Raw genomic sequence first — 17,875 nt, 5'->3', positions numbered from 1 at the left:
TGCCTCCGGAGGTGTACTGGACCCCATCGTACAATGTCACGTTGCGCTGAGCCCGGTGGTGCTCTTGTACTGGGCGGCGGCGACCGCGAGGTCCTCCCAGGCCATGCCGACGCTCTTGAACAGCCGTGGCCGATCATGGGGGACAACTGCCGCGCCCGTCACCAGTTCTGAAAGATTAGCAAGCGGTGCCGGGCCGTCCTCGGCGAAGGCCGCCACCAGGTCCCCGGCCTCCCGCAGGGCCGCCGACCGGGCCTCGGCGTACAGCGCCGACCTGCGGACGAGCGCGGTGTCGACCTCCCGGGCGTCCGGTTCGTGCGAGCCGACCGCGGCGACGGCGGCGTGCGGCGCCACCAGCCGCCCGTCGAAGAGCGGGGTGCGGGCGGTGGTGCAGCAGACGACCAGGTCGGCCCCGGCCACGGCCTCCGGTCCGCCGACCGCCGCGGCGGTGCCGCGGGCCCGGGCGTGCGCGGCGAGCTCCTCGGCGGGGCCGGGGCGGCGGCCGACGACGGTGACCCGCTCCAGCGGCCGGACGGCGAGGAGCGCGTCGAGGTGCCCGTACGCCTGCGGTCCGGTGCCGAACAGCACCAGGTGCCGGGCGCCGGGGGCGGCGAGCCGGTCGAGGGCGAGGGCGGTGACCGCGGGGGTGCGCAGCGCGGTGAGGGCGGCGCCGTCCAGCAGGGCGAGCGGTTGCAGGGTGGGCCCGTCGAGCAGCAGGTAGCCGCCGGTGATCCGGGGCAGGCCGCGGTCGGGGTTGGCGGGTGCCACCCCGGCGATCTTCACGCCGGCGTAGCGGCCGGCCGCGGCGGGCATGAGCAGCAGTTCGCCGGCCGGCACCGGGACGGCGGTGCGCGGCGGCGCGGTCTCGGGGTCGAGGCCGGCCGCGAGCGCGTCGGCGAGGGCGCGGACGGCCGCGGCCGGATCGAGGGTGAGCGGCAGGTGGGGGATCACAGCAGGAAGCCCGCTCCGAGGTCGTCGTCGGGGTCGAGCAGGAAGCGGTGCTCGCCGGTGCGGTGGGCGGTGCCGGTGACCTCGGTGAGCAGGCCGCCGTCCCGCTCGCCGAGCACCCGTCCGGTGAAGGCGGTGCCGATCAGCGACTCGTGGCGCAGCGCCTTGCCGGGCGGCAGCAGGCCGTCGGCGGCGAGCAGGGCGAGCCGGGCGGAGGTGGCGGAGCCGCACGGCGAGCGGTCGATCTGGCCGTCGGCGAAGACGGTGACGTTGCGCTGGGCGGGGCCGTCGCCGGTGTCGGGCAGCGTCTCGTACAGGACGGTGCCGTAGACGCCGGAGAGCCGGTCGTCGGCGGGGTGCCGGGTGGCGGGGTGGCCGTCGAGGGCGGCGCGGACGGCCTGTCCGGCGGCGGTGAGGCCGGGCAGCCGGGCGGGGGTGACGCTCAGCCCGAGGTCGGCGGCGCGGACGAAGGCGTAGCAGGCGCCGGCGTGGGCGACGTCCACCGTGCACGGCCCGTACCGGGTGCTGACGTCCAGACCGCGGGCGGTGACGAAGGCGGGCACGTTGCGGAAGGCGATGCCGGTGGTGCGCCCGCCGCTGCGGTGCACGGTGGCGGCGACCCGGCCGGAGGGGACGTCGATCCGCACCTCGGCGGTGCCGTCGGCGGGCGCGGGGACCCGGCCGGTGTCGACGGCCCACGCGGCGAGGGCGATGGTGCCGTGGCCGCAGGCGGTGGAGTACCCGTCCTTGTGCCAGAAGAGCACGCCGAGGTGGGCGCCGTCGTCGTCGGGCGGCACCACGAAGCCGCCGTACATCCCGGCGTGGCCGCGGGGTTCGCGGGTGAGCAGCCGCCGTACGTCGTCCAGCGGGCCGGGGCGGGGTGCGGTGGCGGTGCCGCCGGCGCCGATGGCGACGGCGCGGCGTTCGGCGACGGTCTCGCCGGGGACGGGCGGCAGTCCGGCGGTGACGATCCGGAACGGCTCGCCCGCGGTGTGGTAGTCGACGGCCTCGACCACGGCGGGCCCGGGTGCGGTGCTCATGCGCCGGGGAGGAGCGTGACGGTGCGGCTCGCGGTGTAGAACTCGAGGGCGGCGCTGCCCTGTTCGCGTCCGCCGTAGCCGGCCGAGCCGGTGCCGCCGAAGGGCAGGTGGAAGTCGACGCCGGTGGTGGGGGCGTTGACCCGGATCATCCCGGCGGCGAGCCGGTCGGCGGCGGCGAGCGCGGTGTCGAGGTCGTGGGTGTGCACGGAGGCGGCGAGGGTGTGCCGTCCGGCGTTGGCGAGGGCGATCGCCTCGTCGAGGTCGGCGGCGGGCAACAGGACGGCGATCGGGCCGAAGTACTCCTCGGTGCGCAGCGGGTGGTCGGCGGGCACGTCGGCGAGCAGCGCGGGTTCGAAGCCCCAGCCGGGGCCGGGGGTGCGGCCGCCGCCGGTGAGGACGGTCGCCCCCGCGTCGCGGGCGGAGCCGACGGCGCCGGTGAGGCGGTCGAGGGCGGCCTCGCCGATGACGGGGCCGCGGTCGGCGGCGGCGAGCCGCTTGGCGAGGGCCTCGCGGAGCGGTTCGTACGCGGCGCCGACGGCGATCACCTGGCCGGTGGCGGTGCACTTCTGGCCGGCGTACCCGGCGACGGCGGCGGCCAGGTGGTCGGCGGCCTGCTCGACGTCGGCGTCGGGCAGCACGATCGCGGCGTTGAGGCCGCCGAGTTCGGCCTGCGCGGGGATGCCGCGGGCGGCGGTGGCGGCGACGACCCGCTGTCCGACGGCGGTGGAGCCGGTGAAGGAGACCACGTCGGCGGCGTCGATCAGGGCGGCGCCCTCCTCGGCGCCGCCGGGCACCACGGTGAGCACGCCCTCGGGCAGGGCGAGGAGTTCGGCGAGGCGCAGCGCGCAGGCGGTGGCCTCGGGGGCGGGCTTGAGGACGGCGGTGTTGCCGGTGGCGAGCGCCGGGGCGGCCTTCCAGACCGGGATCGCCAGCGGGAAGTTCCACGGGGTGACAAGTCCGGCGACGCCGTGCGGGCGGCGGCGGGTGAGCAGCAGGCCGGGCCCGGCGGCCGTGTCGTGGACGGCGCCGACCGGCGCGTAGGGCGCCTGGGCGTAGTAGCGGAGGATGGCGACCGCGCGGGCGGCCTCGGCGAGGGCCTCGGCGAGCGGCTTGCCGACCTCGCGGACGGCGAGCGCGGCGAGTTCCTCGGCGGCGGCCTCGACGGCGTCGGCGGCGCGGCCGGGTGCGGCGGCACGGGCGGCGGCCCCGGCGGCGTACCAGCCGGGCTGGGCGGCGCGGGCCCGCTCGACGGCGGCCCGGGTGCCGGCCGCGCCTGCGGCGTCGACGCTGAGCACCAGGTCGGTCGGGTCGGCGGGGTTGTACGAGGTGACGGTCACGTCGGGTCCTTCGGGTGGGTGCGCGGGAGGACGGGTGCTCACCGGTCTCGGTCGCCGGGTCTCGCTCGCCGCTCTCAGAGCAGGAAGCCGGCCGGGAAGGGGTCGTCGGGGTCGAGGAAGTACTGGGCGGTGCCGGTGAGCCAGGCGCGGCCCGTGACGGTCGGCACGATCGCGGGGCGGCCGGCGACGGTGGTGCGTTCCACGATGCGTCCGGTGAACGTGGTGCCGATGAAGGACTCGTTGACGAAGTCCTGGCCGATCGGCAGTTCGCCGCGGGCGTTGAGCTGGGCCATCCGGGCCGAGGTGCCGGTGCCGCACGGGGAGCGGTCGAACCAGCCGGGGTGGATCGCCATGGCGTGCCGGGAGTGCCGCCCGGTGGAGCCGGGGGCGAGCAGCTGCACGTGGTGGCAGCCGTTGATGGACTCGTCCTCGGGATGGACGGGCCGGTCGCTCTCGTTGATCGCGGCCATCACGGCCAGCCCGGCGTCGAGGATCTCCTGCTTGCGGGCCCGGTCGAAGGGCAGGCCGAGCCGTTCCAGCGGCAGGATCGCGTAGTAGTTGCCGCCGTAGGCGAGGTCGTAGGAGACGGTGCCGAAGCCGGGGACCTCGGCCTTGAGGTCGAGCCCGGCCGAGAAGGACGGCACGTTGCGGATCGTGACGGCCTTCGCCGCGCCGTTCTCGACCCGCACCTCGGCGACGACCAGCCCGGCGGGGGTGTCCAGCCGAACGGTGGTGACCGGCTCCTGCACCTCGACCATGCCGGTCTCGACGAGGACGGTGGCGACGCCGATGGTGCCGTGTCCGCACATCGGCAGCAGGCCGGACACCTCGATGTAGAGCACGCCGAAGTCGGCGTCCGGCCGGGTCGGCGGCTGCAGGATCGCGCCGCTCATCGCGGCGTGCCCGCGGGGCTCGTACATCAGCAGGGTGCGGAAGTGGTCCAGGTGCTGCTGGAAGTGCACCCGCCGTTCGGCCATGGTGGCACCGGGCAGGGTGCCGAACCCGCCGGTGATCACGCGGGTGGGCATGCCCTCGGTGTGCGAGTCGACGGCGTGGAACACGTGGCGGCTACGCATGGCCGCTCCCCCTCGTCGGGTCTGTCGGTCGGTGGGATCAAGTGCGCTCGGGAGGCCGGTTCAGGGGCGCCCGGGAGGCCGGTTCAAGGGCGCGTGGGGCGCCGGGAGGTGCCCCACGCGCCCCTGAGCGGTCAATCCTGCGTCCTAGGACAGACCTTCTGCGAGGGCCTTCTCGGTGGCGGCGCGGACGGCCGCCTCGATCTCCGGGGCGAGCGGTCCGCGGGGCGGCCGGCAGGGCCCGCCGGGCAGCCCGGCGATGTCCATGGACAGCTTGATGGCCTGCACGAACTCGGTCTTGGAGTCCCAGCGCAGCAGCGGGTGCAGGGTGCGGTAGAGCGGCAGCGCGGTGGCGAGGTCGCCGGCGACGGCGGCCTCGTACAGGGCGACGGAGGCCGTCGGCAGGGCGTTGGGGTAGCCGGCGATCCAGCCGACCGCGCCAGCCAGGGCGAGCTCCAGCAGCACGTCGTCGGCGCCGATCAGCAGGTCGAGCCCGGGGGCGAGCTCGGCGATCTGGTAGGCGCGGCGGACGTCGCCGCTGAACTCCTTCACGGCGACGATCGAGCCGTCCGCGTGCAGCCGGGCGAGCAGCTCGGGCACCAGGTCGACCTTGGTGTCGATCGGGTTGTTGTAGGCCACGACCGGCAGACCGGCCTTGGCGACCTCGGCGTAGTGGGCGCGGACGGCTGCCTCGTCGGCGCGGTAGGCGTTGGGCGGCAGCAGCAGCACCGATCCGGCGCCCGCCTCGGCGGCCTGTTCGGCCCAGCGGCGGGACTCGGCGGAGCCGTACGCGGCGACGCCGGGCATCACCCGGGCGCCGTCGCCGGCGGCCTCGACGGCGGTGCGCACCACACGGGCCCGCTCCTCCGGGGTGAGGGTCTGGTACTCGCCGAGCGAGCCGTTCGGGACGACGCCGTGGCACCCGGCGTCGATCAGCCGGCGGACGTGCTCGCCGTAGGCGTCGTGGTCGACCGAGAGGTCCGCGCGCAGCGGCAGCGCGGTGGCGACCATGATGCCGCGCCAGGGCCGGGAGGGGTCGTACGGGACTCGGGTCATGGGGGTTCGCTCCTGAGTGGTGAGGTGTGACATTTTATAGACCTTCGTGAGCCGCCACAAGGGCGACCCGCCGACCGGTGTGCGGGTCCCGGCCGGCCCTCGCCTCGGACGGCCGGTTCAGGGACCGTCCGGCGGCCGCGGGACGGCGTCGGCGAGATGCGCGAGCGGAACGGGGCAGGCCAGCGGGCGGCTGTCAGGCCGCGGCTCGCCGCCGCCGCCGGCGAGGCAGGCGACCGCGGGACCGCACATCCGGCCCTGGCACCAGCCCATGCCCGCCCGGGTGAGCAGCTTGACCGTCCGGGCGTCGCCGGCGCCGAGCTCCTCGACGGCCTCCCGGATCGCGGCGGCCGGGACCTCCTCGCAGCGGCAGACGTCGGTCTCCGGGGTGAGCCAGTCCGTCCATCCCGGGCCGGGGCGGTGGGCGGCGGCCAGCAGCTCGGCGAAGGCCCGTCGGCGGCGGCGCGCCGCGCGCAGTGCGGCGGGCACCGGCCGGCCGGCGATCTCCCGGGTGGCGATCTCGCCCTCGACCAGGGCGAGGTCGGCACCGCCGACGCCGCAGGTCTCCCCCGCCGCCCAGAGCCCGGGCAGGCCGGTGCGCAGCCGCTCGTCGACGGCGAGCGCGACGGCGCCGTCCGGGCCGGTGCGGGTGGGGGCGCCGAGTTCGGTGGCGAGCTCGATCTGCGGCAGCAGTCCGTGGCCGACGGCGAGGGCGTCGCAGGCGATCCGCCGCTCGGTGCCGGGGACGGGCCGCCAGGCGGAGTCCAGCCGGGCGACGGTGACGCCGGTGACCCGGTCCTCGCCGTGCGCCGCGACGACGGCGGTGCGCGGCCGCAGCCGGACCCGGTGGCGCAGCAGCAGGGCGGCGTGCCGGGCGCCCTCGGCGAGCTTGCCGGGGTTGGCGGCCAGGGCGCCGAGCGCGGCGGGCGTGCGGGCGTAGCCGAGGTAGTCGCCGGCCTCGACGACGGCGGGCACCCGGGCGCCGGCCGCGGCGAGCGAGGCGGCGGCGGCGAGCAGCAGCGGCCCGCTGCCTGCGACCACGATCCGGCGGCCGGGCAGCACCAGTCCGGCCTTGAGCATGGCCTGGGCGCCGCCTGCGGTGACCACCCCGGGCAGCGTCCAGCCGGGGAAGGGCAGTTGCCGTTCGTAGGCGCCGGTGGCGAGCAGGACCCGGCGGGCCTCGACGACCGCGCTGCCGCTGCCGGCCGGGCCGACGACGGCGTGCAGCCGCCAGGGCTCGCCCGGCTCGGCCGTCCAGACGTGGTGGCCGGTGAGGTGGTCGATCCGGCCGGCCCGCACCTGGGCGTCCAGGCGGGCCAGCAGGGCGGCGAAGGCGGGCCAGTGGTGGTGGAGGCGGTCCGGGCGGGCGGCGCCGAGGCCGGGCGCGGGATGCCGGTAGTACTGGCCGCCCGGGCGTTCGGCGGCGTCCAGCAGGGCGCAGCGCAGGCCGAGTCCGGCGGCGGTGACGGCGGCGGCCAGCCCGGCGGGTCCGGCCCCGATCACCGCGAGGTCGTACGGCTCCGCGGTGGGAACGGGCGGCGGGGTCGGGTCAGACGGCGAGGTCGGCACGGCCGTGGCCCTCCTGGGTGGTGACGACGGTGCCGGGTTCGGCGGGCATCAGACAGGTGCGCCGGTTGGGCTGCCCGTCGACGGTGGCGAGGCAGTCGTAGCAGACGCCGATGCCGCAGAAGGCGCCGCGCGGCCGTCCGCCGACCCTGGTGCGGCGCCAGGCCAGGATGCCGTCGGCCCACAGGGCGGCGGCGATGCTCTGGCCGGGCAGCGCGGGCACCGGCCGGCCGTCGAACTCGATGGTGTGGCCCGGCCCCGGCCTGGCGTCGGCCAGCCGGGCGGGGGTGCGGTCCGCGGTCATGCCTCTCCTCGGTCGGTGACGGACGGCCCGGTGACGGACGGCCCGGTGGCGGCCTGCTCGGCGCCGGTGCCCGCAGGTGCGGGGGCCGGGAAGCGGTCGGCGCGGAAGGGCGCCGGGTCGAGCGCGGTGGGCTGCCCGGTGAGCTGCTGGGCGATCATCAGGCCGGTGGCGGGGGCGAGCCCGATGCCGGCCCCCTCGTGGCCGCAGGCGTGGTACAACCCGGGCACCCGCGGGTCGGCGCCGACGGCGGGCAGGTGGTCGGGCAGGTAGGGGCGGAAGCCGCGGTAGGCGCGCTGGACGGCGACCCCGCGGAGCACCGGGAACAGCGCGGCGGCCTGCGCGGCGAGCCGCTGCAGCACCTCGACCGACAGGGTGCGGTCGAAGCCGACCCGCTCCCGGCTGGCACCGATCAGCACCGGCCCGGCGGGGGTTCCCTCGACCACGGCGGAGGTCTGCAGGGCGGCGGAGCCGCTGGCCACGTCGGCCACGTAGTCCGCGGCGTACACCTTGTGCCGGACGATCCGCGGCAGCGGCTCGGTGACGAGCACGAAGCCGCGCCTCGGCATCACCGGCAGGTCGACCCCGGCCAGGGCGGCGACCTCGCCGCCCCAGGTGCCGGCGGCGTTGACCACCGCGGCGGCGGCGAGCTCCCGACGGTCGGTGACCACACCGCAGACGGCGCCGGTGGCGGTCGTCCGCAGTGCCCGGACGGTCTCGCCGAGGTGGCGGTCGGCGCCGGAGGCGCGCAGCAGGTGGGCGGCGGCGAGGGCGGGCTGGACCTGGGCGTCCTGCGGGTAGTGGACGCCGCCGGCGAGGCCGGGGGCGAGGTGCGGTTCGAGGGCGGGCAGCTCGTCGGCGGGGATCTCCTCGGCCTGCACCCCGACGGCCCGCTGCCGGGCGGCGAAGCCCCGCAGGGCGTCGAGGCCGGCGGGCACCGCGGCCACCACCAGGCCGCCCTTCGGCTCGTACTCGACGGCCGGGCCGAGCTCTTCGGCGAGCTCGCGCCAGAGGCCGGTGGAGAGCAGGGCGAGGTCGAGTTCGGGGCCGGGCTCCTTGTCGGAGACGAGCAGGTTGCCCTCGCCGGCGCCGGTGGTGCCGCCGGCCACCGGGCCGCGGTCGACCACGGCGACCCGCAGGCCGGCCCGGGCGGCGTAGTAGGCACAGGCGGCCCCGACGACGCCGGCGCCGATCACCACGACGTCGTGGCTGGGTTGCGTGAGCACCACAGTAATATGTCACATGGCTCAGCGGCTGGGAAGGGCCACCCCGGCCGGTCCTCCGCCGCCGCGGCCACCGCCTGTTCGAAGGCCCGGAGCTGCGCGGTCGGACTGAACTGGACGATCTCCGTACCGGCCGCGATCCGCGGCACGTGGCCCGGCGGCAGGTGGAAGACGTCGCCCGCCTCGAAGACCTCCTCGTGGTCGGCGAACCGGAAGGCCATCCGGCCGCGGAGCACGTACCCCCAGTGCGGGCAGCTGCAACCGCCGGGCAGGCCGGCCATCGCCGCCGCACCGTCCACCGGCTGCCGGAACTCGACGTGGTCGACCGTCCAGCCCTCCAGCTCTCCGCGCCGGGCGAGGGCGGGCGCGGCCCCGTCGGCCGGGCTCTGCGTGGTCACCTTCGGCATGCTGCACGCCTCCTCCGGGACGCCCCGGGCGGGGTTCTTCCCGTCACTCCCATCACACCCCATCGGACCCGTCCGCCCCCGGCACAGCGCCGGAAGCCGCCCCAACGCCGGAAGCCCCGGTCCGCCGGGTGCTCGGCGGTCCGGGGCTTCCGGTGGAGTGCACGGATCAGGTGATGTCGTCCATCTGCTCGGTGCGGGCGGCCGGCACCGGCGCGGGCGCCTCGGGGGCGGCCGAGGCCTCGATCGACTCGGGGCCGTCCACGCCCTCGACCGAGAGGTCCAGGTGCGAGGCCTCCTCGTCGCCCAGCCCGGCGTCCGGGTTGCGCCGCGCCCGGCGGCGGTCGTTGAGCACGGCGATGCCCGCCGCCAGGAAGTAGAGCGCCCAGATCGGCGCGGCCAGCGCGAGCATGCTCAGCGGGTCGGCACTGGGGGTCGCGAAGGCGGCGAACACGGTGATGCCCATGACCATGCCGCGCCACCAGCCGAGCAACCGCTTGCCGCTCAGCACGCCGATCAGGTTCAGCATCACCAGCAGCAGCGGCAGCTCGAAGGCACCGCCGAAGACCAGCACCATCCGGGTCACCACGTCGAGGTAGTCCTCGGCGGGCATGATCGGCACGGTCTCGGTCGGTGCGAAGGAGATCAGCATCTTCGCGGTGGCGGGCAGGATCAGGTAGGCGAGGACGGCGCCCGCGAGGAACAGCGGGACACCCGCCGCCAGGAAGCTCATCGAGTACTTGCGCTCGTGCTTGTGCAGGCCCGGCGCGACGAACGCCCACAGCTGGTACAGCCAGATCGGGGTGGCCGCGACCACGCCGGCCGTGAGGCTGACCTTCAACGCGAGGGTGAACGGCGTCAGCAGGCCGATGGTCGACACCACACCGCACCGCTCGCCGGTGGCCGTCAGACCCTTCTCACCGCACGAGGGAAGCGGCTCGAGCAGGAAGTTGGTGAGCTCCCGGTGGAAGTAGAACGCCACGACGGTGGTGATCACGATGGCCAGGACCGACTTGACCACCCGGTTGCGGAGCTCGCGCAGGTGGTCGGCGAGCGCCATCCGGCCCTCGGGGTCCTTCGGCGGCTTCGGCGCCTTGGAAGACTTGCTCAAGCCCGGTCCTCAACTCGTACGACGGAGCCCGCCGGACGGCGGGCCCCCGATGGCCGTGGGTGCCGGCTCAGCCCCGGGGGGCCGCGCCGTGGTCGGCGGCACCGACCGGACGGGCGTCGCCCGACCCGGGTGCCCGCTTGATCGTCATCGGTGCCGGCTCCGCCGCGGGCCGCGCCTGCGGCGGCGCACCGGCGCCGTCCGTCCGCAGGGCCTTGGCCTCGCTGCGCAGGATGCGCAACGTCCGGCCGAGGGCCCGCGCGGCGTCCGGCAGGCGTTTCGCCCCGAAGAGCAGCACCGCGAGGACCGCGACCACCAGGATCGCCGTCGGCGAGATGCGCATGTGCACCACCATTCCCTCAGCGGGGCGCGTCCTCCCCGTTGCGGGCGATGGTAGTCGTTGCCGGCTGCCGCCCGGCAACCGCCGTCCCACTGCGGCCCCGGCCGCACCGCGGGGCCTGCCACGAGGGTACCCGGCCGTCGGGAACACCGGTCCGGTGATCGGCCTCGCAGATCGGAGGCCCGAGAGGTCGGCCGCCCGGGAGGTCAGCCGTCCAGGAGGTCGGCGACCCGGCAGATCCGCCGTCCGGGAGGTCAGCGGCCCGGAAGGTCGGCCGCCGCTGCGGCCAGGGCCCGCGAGGCGGAGTCGACCGCGCGGGCCAGCGAGCGGACGCCCGCCCAGAGTCGGACGGCGAGCACGCCCAGGACGAGCAGGCCGGCGGTGGCCAGCAGGACGGCGGCGGTGAGGGTCCACGGCATGGCACGACCCTACCGGTCGGTCAGCCCTCCACCGGCAGCAGGCGCATGGTGCTGACCCCGGCCGCCGTCATCGCCTGCACGATCTTCTCCCCGGCCGGCTTGCGGACGGACACCCCGCACTCCGGGCAGACGAAGCCGTAGAAGGTGCGCTCCCGGGTCGGGCCGAGCACCAGCCGGAAGTCCTCCGCCGGGAGCTCGACCTTCTCCCGGCACTGCGAGCAGTAGACCTGGAATCTGGTGCCGTACCCCACCCGTCAGGCCTGCCCCTCCGGGTAGCCGGCGAGGGCGGCGAGCGCCGCCTCGCGGGCCTGCTCGGCGAGGGCCGGCGGGGAGACGATCCGGCCGTCCCGGCCGAGCCGCAGGGCGAGCGGCCGCAGCCCGGACGGGTCGGCGCTGCGCAGGGTGATCCGCAGTCCGCCGTCGGGCAGTTCCTCGGCCTTGTCGTGGGTGTAGTACTCGGCGACCCAGCGGCCGCCGGGGCCGACCTCGACGATCACCTCGGGGTCGTCGGCGGCCGGGTTGACCAGGCCCGCGGACAGGTCGCGCGGCTCGATCCGCGGCGGGTCGGCGGGCTCGTCGAGCACCTTGATCTCGGCGACCCGGTCCAGCCGGAAGATCCGGCGGTCCTCGGAGGTGCGGCACCAGGCCTCGAGGTAGGTGTGGCCCTCGGCGACCAGGCGGATCGGGTCGACCTCGCGCTCGGTCATGCCGCCGCGGCCGTGCGACCAGTAGCGCAGCCAGAGCCGGCGGCCCTCGGTGAGCGCGCGGTCGATGTCGGCGAAGACCTGGCCCTCGGCCTCGAAGGTCACGCCGACCCGGGCGCTGGACTCGGCGCTCTCGCCGGCCGCGTCCTCGATCTTGGTGACGGCGCGGGTGAGCGCCTCCCGGTCGCGGCGGCGCAGGCCCGGCAGGCCGGCCACCGCGCGGGCGGCGACCAGCAGGGCGGTGGCCTCGTCGGCGGCCAGGCGCAGCGGCTGGGCGACGTCGTCGACGTTGTGCCACCAGATCCGGTCGCCGTCGGTGTCGATGTCGAGCAGGTCGCCGCCGCGGAAGCTGGTGCCGCACATCGGCAGCACGTGGAGGTCGCCGATCAGCTCGCGCTCGGTGATGCCGAAGGCGCGGGCGACCTCGGCCACCTCGGCGCCGGGGCGCTCCCGCAGGTAGGTGACCAGCGAGAGCATCCGCCGGGTCTGGTCGATCGCGTTGCTCATGCCCTTACTCCCCCACTCCGGCGACGGCGCGCAGCCGGTCGATGACGTCCGCCCGCAGGTCGTCCGGCCCGAGGACGACGACGTCGGGCCCGAACTCGGCGAGGTCGGCGCCGAGGCCGTAGCCGTACGGGATCTCCAGCTCGTCCCACTGCTCGTCGACGCGGGTGGTGGCGATCGCCCGGCCGCGGAGCGGGAAGGCGGCGCCGCGGCGGAGCCGGACGGTGGCGGTGGCGCCCTCGGTGACGGCGCCCTCGCCCGCGAACCGGGCGACGTGCGCGCGGACGTCCACGTGCTCGGGGACCTCGCCGGTGAAGCTGCCGGCCCGGGAGCGGACCTTGCCGGTGATCCGGCTGAGCCGGAAGACCCGGGCGCTCTGCCGGTCGCGGTCGTAGCCGGCCAGGTACCAGTGGCCGCGCCAGCACTCGAGGGCCCACGGCTCGACGGCGCGCTGCTCGGCGGCGGAGGCGCCGGCCTTGCGGTAGTCGAAGGTGACCGGGCGCCGGTCGCGGGCGGCGACCAGCAGCGGCTCGAAGGCGGCCTCGCGGGCGGGGATCCGCGGCTGCAGCGCGGTGTGCTCGGCGTCCTCGGCGAAGGGCACGCCGGCCGCCCTGAGCTTCTGCAGGGCGCCGCTGGCCGCACCGGACATCTTGGCCTGCTGCCAGACCCGGGCGACCAGGGTGAGGGCGGCGGCCTCCTCGGCGTCGAGGACGATCTCGGGGAGGCGGTTGCGGTCCCGGCGGGCGAGGTAGCCGATCTCGCCGTCGAGCGCGTTCTCGTCGACGTCGATGACCAGGCCGAGCTCGCGCAGGTCGTCCTTGTCGCGCTCGAACATCCGGTTGAACGCGTCCTCGCTGCCCTGCTGCCAGGCCTCCCGGTAGGCCTCGACGGACTCCCGCAGCTCCTTCTTGGAGAGCGGCCGTCTGGTGTTCATCAGACAGAGGGCGAGGTTCATCAACCGCTCCGCCTTCGCGATCGCCATCGCTGACCTTCCTGTCCGTCCGACCGGCACCTTCGTGATCCGGCGGACCCGACCGTACCGGTCCGGGCACGCTGAGCAAAAGCCGAGCCCGTCCGGACCGGACGACGACAGCGCCGGGCCGCTCCCCCGAGGGGGTGCGGCCCGGCGCTGCGGGGGTGTCTCAGACGCCGAGCAGGTCGACGACGAAGATCAGGGTGGAACCCGCGGGGATCAGCGGGCTCGGCGACTGGTTGCCGTACGCCAGGTTCGGCGGGATGACCAGCTCACGCCGGCCGCCGACCTTCATGCCCTGGACGCCCTGGTCCCAGCCCTTGATGACGCGGCCCGCGCCGAGCGGGAAGCGGAAGGTCTGGCCGCGGTTCCAGGAGGCGTCGAACTCCTCGCCGGTGGAGAAGGTGACACCGACGTAGTGCACCTCGACGACAGCGCCGGCCTTGGCCTCGGCGCCGTCGCCCACCACGATGTCGCGGATCTGAAGCTCCGCCGGCGGCTCGCCGCCCGGGAAGTCGATCTCCGGCTTGGAAAGGCTCACAACAGACTCATCTCGTTCGGTGGTACGGGCATGACGGGGCGGCAGGCACCGCTGCGGTCCACCGTACGGCGCGCCGCTGCCCGTCCGGGCCATTCCCGGACCGCGCGACGTGTCGCACGGGCCGGGAACGGCCCCGGTCGTCCGCCCCGGGACTAGTCCTGGGCGCCGACGCCGGCATCCAGGATGTCGATCACGAAGACCAGTGTCGAATTGGCGGGGATGTCGCCCTGTGCCTGGTCCTTGTAGGCGAGCGAGGCGGGGATCACCAGCTCGACCCGGCTGCCGACGGTCTGCCCGGTGATGCCCTTGTCCCAGCCCTCGATGACGCCGCCGCCACCGGTGACGAAGGTGAAGGCCTGGCCGCGCTTGAGCGAGGAGTCGAAGACCTTGCCGTCCTTGTACAGCGCGCCGGTGTACTGGACGAGGACCTTCTCGCCGGCCTCGATCTTGCGGCCCTTGCCCTGGATCAGGACGTGCGACTTGAGGTCCTTGACCTCGGGGGTGCCGGGCACCGGGGTGATGTCGGCGGGCTTCTTGCCGTTGTCCTTGACCTTCGGCATGTCGGCCGGCGGGGCCGTCATGTCGCCGCTGAGCACGGTGTCCGGGGCGGTGGCGTTCTTGATGTCGATCACGAACACCAGGGTGTCCTTGGCGCCGACGCCCATGCCGCTGCTGCCCTGCGAGCCGAAGGCGGCGGCCGGCGGGGCGACCACGAGCAGCCGGCTGCCGGCCTTGTGGCCGGTGACGGCCTGGTCGAGGGCCGGGATCAGCTTGCCGGCGCCGGCCTGGAAGAGCTGCGGCTTGCCGCTCTTGTAGGAGCCTTCGATCTCCTTGCCGGTGCTCCAGTTCATGGCGGAGAAGTCGGCGGTCACCCAGGTGTTCTTGTCGACCTTGGCGCCGTCGCCGGACTTGAGCTCCTTGACGACGAAGGTGCCGTCGGAGGCTTCCTTGGGCAGGGCGATGGTCGCCTTGGTGCCGAACTCGCCGGTGACGGTCGGCAGCACCTTGGCGTTGTCCTTGATCGGCGGCACCGGGTCGGCGGAGGGCGTCGGCGATGCGGTGGCCGCCGCGTCCGGGGTGGAGGCCGCGGAGGACTTCCCGTCGTCCTTGTTCACCATGTAGAGCGTGATGCAGCTGCCGACCAGCAGGACGGCCAGCACGGTGCCGAGGATCGCGCCCAGGCGGCCGGCGCCGGGCGGGTCCTCGTCATAGCCGGCCTCCGACAGGTCCTTGCGGCGCACGGTCGAGGCGAAGACCTGCGGCTCCTCGTCCTTCTCGCCGGCGGGACGGGCCGGGGCCTGGCCCCAGCCGGCCTGCTGCTTCAGGATCGCGGGCGGGACGACGATCGACTCGCCGTCGCCGGGCAGCGGGCCGCCGGGCCGTGCGGCCGCGGGGTCGGCGGCGGTACCGGCCTCGCCCGGGCTCGACGCTTTCTCAGACATTGCTCCCCATCCATCTCGCCCGCCACGCCCTCGCCGGACCTGACGGCGCTGCCACGGTGCCGAAAACGCCAGCAGTATGTCAGGTCCGCATGAGGACGGGCCCTCCCGGTGCGCGATCGTTGTGCCCGTCACCCGGCCCCGGGCGTGTCGGACCGGTCGTACGGGGACCGATCTCCCGCGGGCCTCTCCCGAACCTGCCCGGAACCTCCGCGGGGCCGGTCCGGAACCCGCCCCCCGGCCCGTCCGGAACCCGCCCGGGGCGCGCTCGGAACCGCCCGGGGCGCGCCCTGCGCACGCCCCGGGCCCGGGCGGGCCGCTACACGGCCGCCAGGATGTCGATGACGAACACCAGCGTGGCGTCGGCCGGGACGGGGCCGCTGGACTGGTTCCCGTAGCCCAGCGAGGGCGGCACCACGAGCATCACCCGGCTGCCGACGGTCTGGCCGACCAGGCCCTGGTCCCAGCCCTTGATCAGGCTGCCGGTGCCGACCTGGAGGGCCTGCGCGCCGCCGTGCGAGTAGGAGGAGTCGAACTGCGAGCCGTCCGACCACAGCACGCCGGTGTACTGCACCAGCAGCTGCTGCCCGGACTGCACCGGCTTGCCGTCGCCCTTGATCAGCACGTAGGTCTGCAGCTCGGTGGGCGGGCTCTGCCCGGCCGGGATGGTGATCGTCGGCGCCTGCTTGCCGTTGTCCTTGACCTGCGGCGCGGTCGCGGGCGGCTGGGTCATCTCCCCGGAGACGGTCGAGTCCGGCGGCACCACGTCGAGGATGTCGAGGACGAAGACCACGGTGTCCTGGCCGCCCACCCCGGCCGCGGTGTTCCCGGAGGTGCCGAAGCCCGCCGCCGGCGGCGCCACCACCAGCAGCCGGCTGCCGGCCTTCTTGCCGAGCACCGCCTGGTCGAAGGCGGGCACCAGCTGGCCGCTGCCGGCCTGGTAGAGCTGCGGCTTGCCGCCGGTGTCGTAGGAGCTGGAGACGTCCTTGCCGGTCGTCCAGTCCTTGGCCGTGTAGTTGACCGTCACCCAGTCGCCCTTGGCGACGGTCGCGCCGTCGCCCTCGTGCACGACGCTCACGACGAACTCGCCGCTCGGCTGGCCCTGCGGCAGGGTGATCTGGGCCTTGGAGCCGAAGTCGCCGGAGACGGTGGGCATCGGGTCCGCGGACTCCACCGGGCTCGGCACCGCGGTGGCCGAGGCGGAGGCGGCGGGCGAGGCGGCGGAGGATCCGGAGGAGCCGCTGCTGCACGCGGCGAGCACCGCGACGAGCAGGGCGGCGAGGGGCACGGCCGGCAGTCCGGCGATTCGTCGCATGGTCGCCAGCGTATGGCCCGGGGACGCCGCAGCCGGGGAGGCGCAAGCACGCACGCGAGGGGTGGCGCCCGGACCCACCCGGACGCCACCCCTCGTGGCCGCCTGTGCCCGGCGCGGGCGTCACATGCCCGCGATGAGCTTCTCCACCCGCTCGTCGACCGACCGGAACGGGTCCTTGCACAGCACGGTGCGCTGCGCCTGGTCGTTCAGCTTCAGGTGGACCCAGTCCACCGTGAAGTCGCGCCGCTGCTCCTGCGCCCGGCGGATGAAGTCGCCGCGCAGCCTGGCCCGGGTGGTCTGCGGGGGCACCGACTTGGCCTCGAAGGTCTTGAGGTCGGTGGTGACCCGGGCCGCCCGGCCCTTGTTCTGCAGCAGGTAGAACAGGCCGCGGCGGCGGTGGATGTCGTGGTACGCGAGGTCGATCTGGGCGACCCGCGGGTTGGACATCGTCATCTGGTGCTTCTCGCGGTACTGCTCGATCAACCGGTACTTCATGATCCAGTCGATCTCGGTGGAGACCTTCTCCAGGTCCTCGGTGCGGACGGCCTCCAGGGTGCGCCCCCAGAGGTCGAGCACCCGGGCCACCGTGCCGGTGTTCAGGCCCTTGCGGTCCGCGAACTCCAGCGCCTTGGTGAAGTACTCCTCCTGGATGTCCAGCGCGCTGGCCTCGCGGCCGTTGGCGAGCCGGACCTGGTGGGTGCCGGTGAGGTCGTGGCTGACCTCGCGGATCGCCCGGATCGGGTTCTCCAGGGTGAGGTCGCGCATCACCACGCCCGCCTCGATGAGGCGCAGCACCAGGTCGGTGGCGCCGACCTTGAGCAGGGTGGTGGTCTCCGACATGTTGGAGTCGCCGACGATGACGTGCAGCCGGCGGTAGCGCTCGGCGTCGGCGTGCGGCTCGTCGCGGGTGTTGATGATGGGACGGGAGCGGGTGGTCGCCGAGCTGACGCCCTCCCAGATGTGCTCGGCCCGCTGGCTGACGCAGTAGACCGCGCCGCGCGGCGTCTGCAGCACCTTGCCGGCGCCGCAGATGAGCTGGCGGGTCACCAGGAAGGGGATGAGGACGTCGGCCAGCCGGGAGAACTCGCCGTGCCGGGCCACGAGGTAGTTCTCGTGGCAGCCGTAGGAGTTCCCGGCCGAGTCGGTGTTGTTCTTGAACAGGTAGACGTCGCCGGCGATGCCCTCCTCGTGGAGCCGTCGCTCGGCGTCCACGAGCAGGCCCTCCAGGATGCGTTCGCCCGCCTTGTCGTGCGTCACCAGCTCGGTGACGTCGTCGCATTCGGGAGTGGCGTACTCGGGGTGCGAGCCCACGTCGAGGTAGAGGCGTGCACCGTTGCGCAGGAAGACATTGCTGCTGCGGCCCCAGGAAACTACGCGGCGGAAGAGGTACCTGGCCACCTCGTCAGGAGACAGACGCCGTTGTCCCCGGAACGTACACGTGACACCGTACTCGTTCTCCAGCCCGAAAATTCGGCGGTCCATGAGGCATCTTTTCTCTTCCGGGGGCATTTCGAAACCCCTTCGGCGGAGCCGAAAAGGTCACGGTGTCGCCGGCAATCCGAACACGGCGCCGCGTCAAATCCCGGAAGG

At 74.9% G+C, this 17,875-nt stretch carries 19 protein-coding genes; all 19 read right to left on the bottom strand.

Annotated elements, in window-relative coordinates:
- Positions 1-36: 36 nt before the first annotated feature.
- Positions 37-948, bottom strand: a complete 912-nt coding sequence (locus tag ABD353_RS01675; protein ID WP_344621615.1) for an ornithine cyclodeaminase family protein — start codon at positions 946-948, stop codon at positions 37-39.
- Positions 945-1,985, bottom strand: a complete 1,041-nt coding sequence (locus ABD353_RS01670) for a proline racemase family protein (RefSeq protein ID WP_344621614.1) — start codon at positions 1,983-1,985, stop codon at positions 945-947. The genes ABD353_RS01675 and ABD353_RS01670 overlap by 4 nt, the downstream gene beginning before the upstream one ends.
- Positions 1,982-3,322, bottom strand: a complete 1,341-nt coding sequence (locus ABD353_RS01665) for an aldehyde dehydrogenase family protein (RefSeq protein WP_344621613.1) — start codon at positions 3,320-3,322, stop codon at positions 1,982-1,984. Before ABD353_RS01665 ends, ABD353_RS01670 begins: the two co-directional genes overlap by 4 nt.
- A 74-nt stretch (positions 3,323-3,396) precedes the next feature.
- Entirely contained in the window at positions 3,397-4,398 is a 1,002-nt protein-coding gene (locus ABD353_RS01660) for a proline racemase family protein (protein ID WP_344621612.1), read from the bottom strand.
- A gap of 144 nt (positions 4,399-4,542) precedes the next feature.
- On the bottom strand, positions 4,543-5,451 hold the full coding sequence (locus ABD353_RS01655; protein ID WP_344621611.1) for a dihydrodipicolinate synthase family protein: 909 nt from the start codon (positions 5,449-5,451) through the stop codon (positions 4,543-4,545).
- Between the two features lie 117 nt (positions 5,452-5,568).
- Complete coding sequence (locus ABD353_RS01650; protein ID WP_344621610.1) at positions 5,569-7,017, bottom strand: FAD/NAD(P)-dependent oxidoreductase; 1,449 nt, start codon at positions 7,015-7,017, stop codon at positions 5,569-5,571.
- On the bottom strand, positions 6,998-7,318 hold the full coding sequence (locus ABD353_RS01645) for a (2Fe-2S)-binding protein (protein ID WP_344621609.1): 321 nt from the start codon (positions 7,316-7,318) through the stop codon (positions 6,998-7,000). The genes ABD353_RS01650 and ABD353_RS01645 overlap by 20 nt, the downstream gene beginning before the upstream one ends.
- Positions 7,315-8,541, bottom strand: a complete 1,227-nt coding sequence (locus ABD353_RS01640; RefSeq protein WP_344621608.1) for an NAD(P)/FAD-dependent oxidoreductase — start codon at positions 8,539-8,541, stop codon at positions 7,315-7,317. The genes ABD353_RS01645 and ABD353_RS01640 overlap by 4 nt, the downstream gene beginning before the upstream one ends.
- Complete coding sequence (locus ABD353_RS01635) at positions 8,508-8,945, bottom strand: AraC family ligand binding domain-containing protein (RefSeq protein ID WP_344621607.1); 438 nt, start codon at positions 8,943-8,945, stop codon at positions 8,508-8,510. Before ABD353_RS01635 ends, ABD353_RS01640 begins: the two co-directional genes overlap by 34 nt.
- A 166-nt stretch (positions 8,946-9,111) precedes the next feature.
- Positions 9,112-10,002 carry a twin-arginine translocase subunit TatC gene (gene tatC, locus ABD353_RS01630; protein ID WP_425555056.1) on the bottom strand — a complete coding sequence of 297 codons (891 nt, stop codon included), beginning with the start codon at positions 10,000-10,002 and terminating at the stop codon, positions 9,112-9,114.
- A gap of 118 nt (positions 10,003-10,120) precedes the next feature.
- The gene (gene tatA, locus ABD353_RS01625) at positions 10,121-10,393 is read right to left on the bottom strand and encodes a Sec-independent protein translocase subunit TatA (RefSeq protein WP_344621605.1); all 273 of its coding nucleotides are present in this window, start codon (positions 10,391-10,393) and stop codon (positions 10,121-10,123) included.
- 251 nt (positions 10,394-10,644) lie between these two features.
- The gene (locus tag ABD353_RS01620; RefSeq protein WP_344621604.1) at positions 10,645-10,809 is read right to left on the bottom strand and encodes a hypothetical protein; all 165 of its coding nucleotides are present in this window, start codon (positions 10,807-10,809) and stop codon (positions 10,645-10,647) included.
- 20 nt (positions 10,810-10,829) lie between these two features.
- Positions 10,830-11,060, bottom strand: a complete 231-nt coding sequence (locus ABD353_RS01615) for a hypothetical protein (protein ID WP_344621603.1) — start codon at positions 11,058-11,060, stop codon at positions 10,830-10,832.
- A gap of 3 nt (positions 11,061-11,063) precedes the next feature.
- On the bottom strand, positions 11,064-12,020 hold the full coding sequence (locus tag ABD353_RS01610) for a helix-turn-helix transcriptional regulator (RefSeq protein WP_344621602.1): 957 nt from the start codon (positions 12,018-12,020) through the stop codon (positions 11,064-11,066).
- A gap of 4 nt (positions 12,021-12,024) precedes the next feature.
- Entirely contained in the window at positions 12,025-12,999 is a 975-nt protein-coding gene (locus ABD353_RS01605) for a helix-turn-helix transcriptional regulator (protein ID WP_344621601.1), read from the bottom strand.
- A gap of 160 nt (positions 13,000-13,159) precedes the next feature.
- Positions 13,160-13,531, bottom strand: coding sequence for an FKBP-type peptidyl-prolyl cis-trans isomerase (locus tag ABD353_RS01600; protein ID WP_344621600.1), 372 nt, complete (start codon positions 13,529-13,531; stop codon positions 13,160-13,162).
- 152 nt (positions 13,532-13,683) lie between these two features.
- A complete protein-coding gene (locus ABD353_RS01595) occupies positions 13,684-14,973 on the bottom strand; it encodes an FKBP-type peptidyl-prolyl cis-trans isomerase (protein WP_344621599.1) in 1,290 nt (429 codons plus the stop codon).
- Positions 14,974-15,289: 316 nt separating this feature from the next.
- Positions 15,290-16,285, bottom strand: coding sequence for an FKBP-type peptidyl-prolyl cis-trans isomerase (locus tag ABD353_RS01590; RefSeq protein WP_344621598.1), 996 nt, complete (start codon positions 16,283-16,285; stop codon positions 15,290-15,292).
- Positions 16,286-16,405: 120 nt separating this feature from the next.
- On the bottom strand, positions 16,406-17,767 hold the full coding sequence (gene pafA / locus ABD353_RS01585; protein ID WP_030274214.1) for a Pup--protein ligase: 1,362 nt from the start codon (positions 17,765-17,767) through the stop codon (positions 16,406-16,408).
- Positions 17,768-17,875: the final 108 nt, after the last annotated feature.

It is taken from the genome of Kitasatospora arboriphila (assembly GCF_039528095.1).
GTDB lineage: Bacteria > Actinomycetota > Actinomycetes > Streptomycetales > Streptomycetaceae > Kitasatospora > Kitasatospora arboriphila.
This window is presented reverse-complemented; position numbering and strand designations above follow the sequence as displayed.

Bases quoted from the DNA above. Each gene is read 5' to 3' on its own strand.
- ABD353_RS01670 (WP_344621614.1), bottom strand. From the start codon at position 1,985: ATGAGCACCGCACCCGGGCCCGCCGTGGTCGAGGCCGTCGACTACCAC.
- ABD353_RS01660 (WP_344621612.1), bottom strand. From the start codon at position 4,398: ATGCGTAGCCGCCACGTGTTCCACGCCGTCGACTCGCACACCGAGGGC.
- ABD353_RS01655 (WP_344621611.1), bottom strand. From the start codon at position 5,451: ATGACCCGAGTCCCGTACGACCCCTCCCGGCCCTGGCGCGGCATCATG.
- ABD353_RS01645 (WP_344621609.1), bottom strand. From the start codon at position 7,318: ATGACCGCGGACCGCACCCCCGCCCGGCTGGCCGACGCCAGGCCGGGG.
- ABD353_RS01635 (WP_344621607.1), bottom strand. From the start codon at position 8,945: ATGCCGAAGGTGACCACGCAGAGCCCGGCCGACGGGGCCGCGCCCGCC.
- tatC (WP_425555056.1), bottom strand. From the start codon at position 10,002: ATGGCGCTCGCCGACCACCTGCGCGAGCTCCGCAACCGGGTGGTCAAG.
- tatA (WP_344621605.1), bottom strand. From the start codon at position 10,393: ATGCGCATCTCGCCGACGGCGATCCTGGTGGTCGCGGTCCTCGCGGTG.
- ABD353_RS01620 (WP_344621604.1), bottom strand. From the start codon at position 10,809: ATGCCGTGGACCCTCACCGCCGCCGTCCTGCTGGCCACCGCCGGCCTG.
- ABD353_RS01610 (WP_344621602.1), bottom strand. From the start codon at position 12,020: ATGAGCAACGCGATCGACCAGACCCGGCGGATGCTCTCGCTGGTCACC.
- ABD353_RS01605 (WP_344621601.1), bottom strand. From the start codon at position 12,999: ATGGCGATCGCGAAGGCGGAGCGGTTGATGAACCTCGCCCTCTGTCTG.
- ABD353_RS01595 (WP_344621599.1), bottom strand. From the start codon at position 14,973: ATGTCTGAGAAAGCGTCGAGCCCGGGCGAGGCCGGTACCGCCGCCGAC.
- ABD353_RS01590 (WP_344621598.1), bottom strand. From the start codon at position 16,285: ATGCGACGAATCGCCGGACTGCCGGCCGTGCCCCTCGCCGCCCTGCTC.
- pafA (WP_030274214.1), bottom strand. From the start codon at position 17,767: ATGGACCGCCGAATTTTCGGGCTGGAGAACGAGTACGGTGTCACGTGT.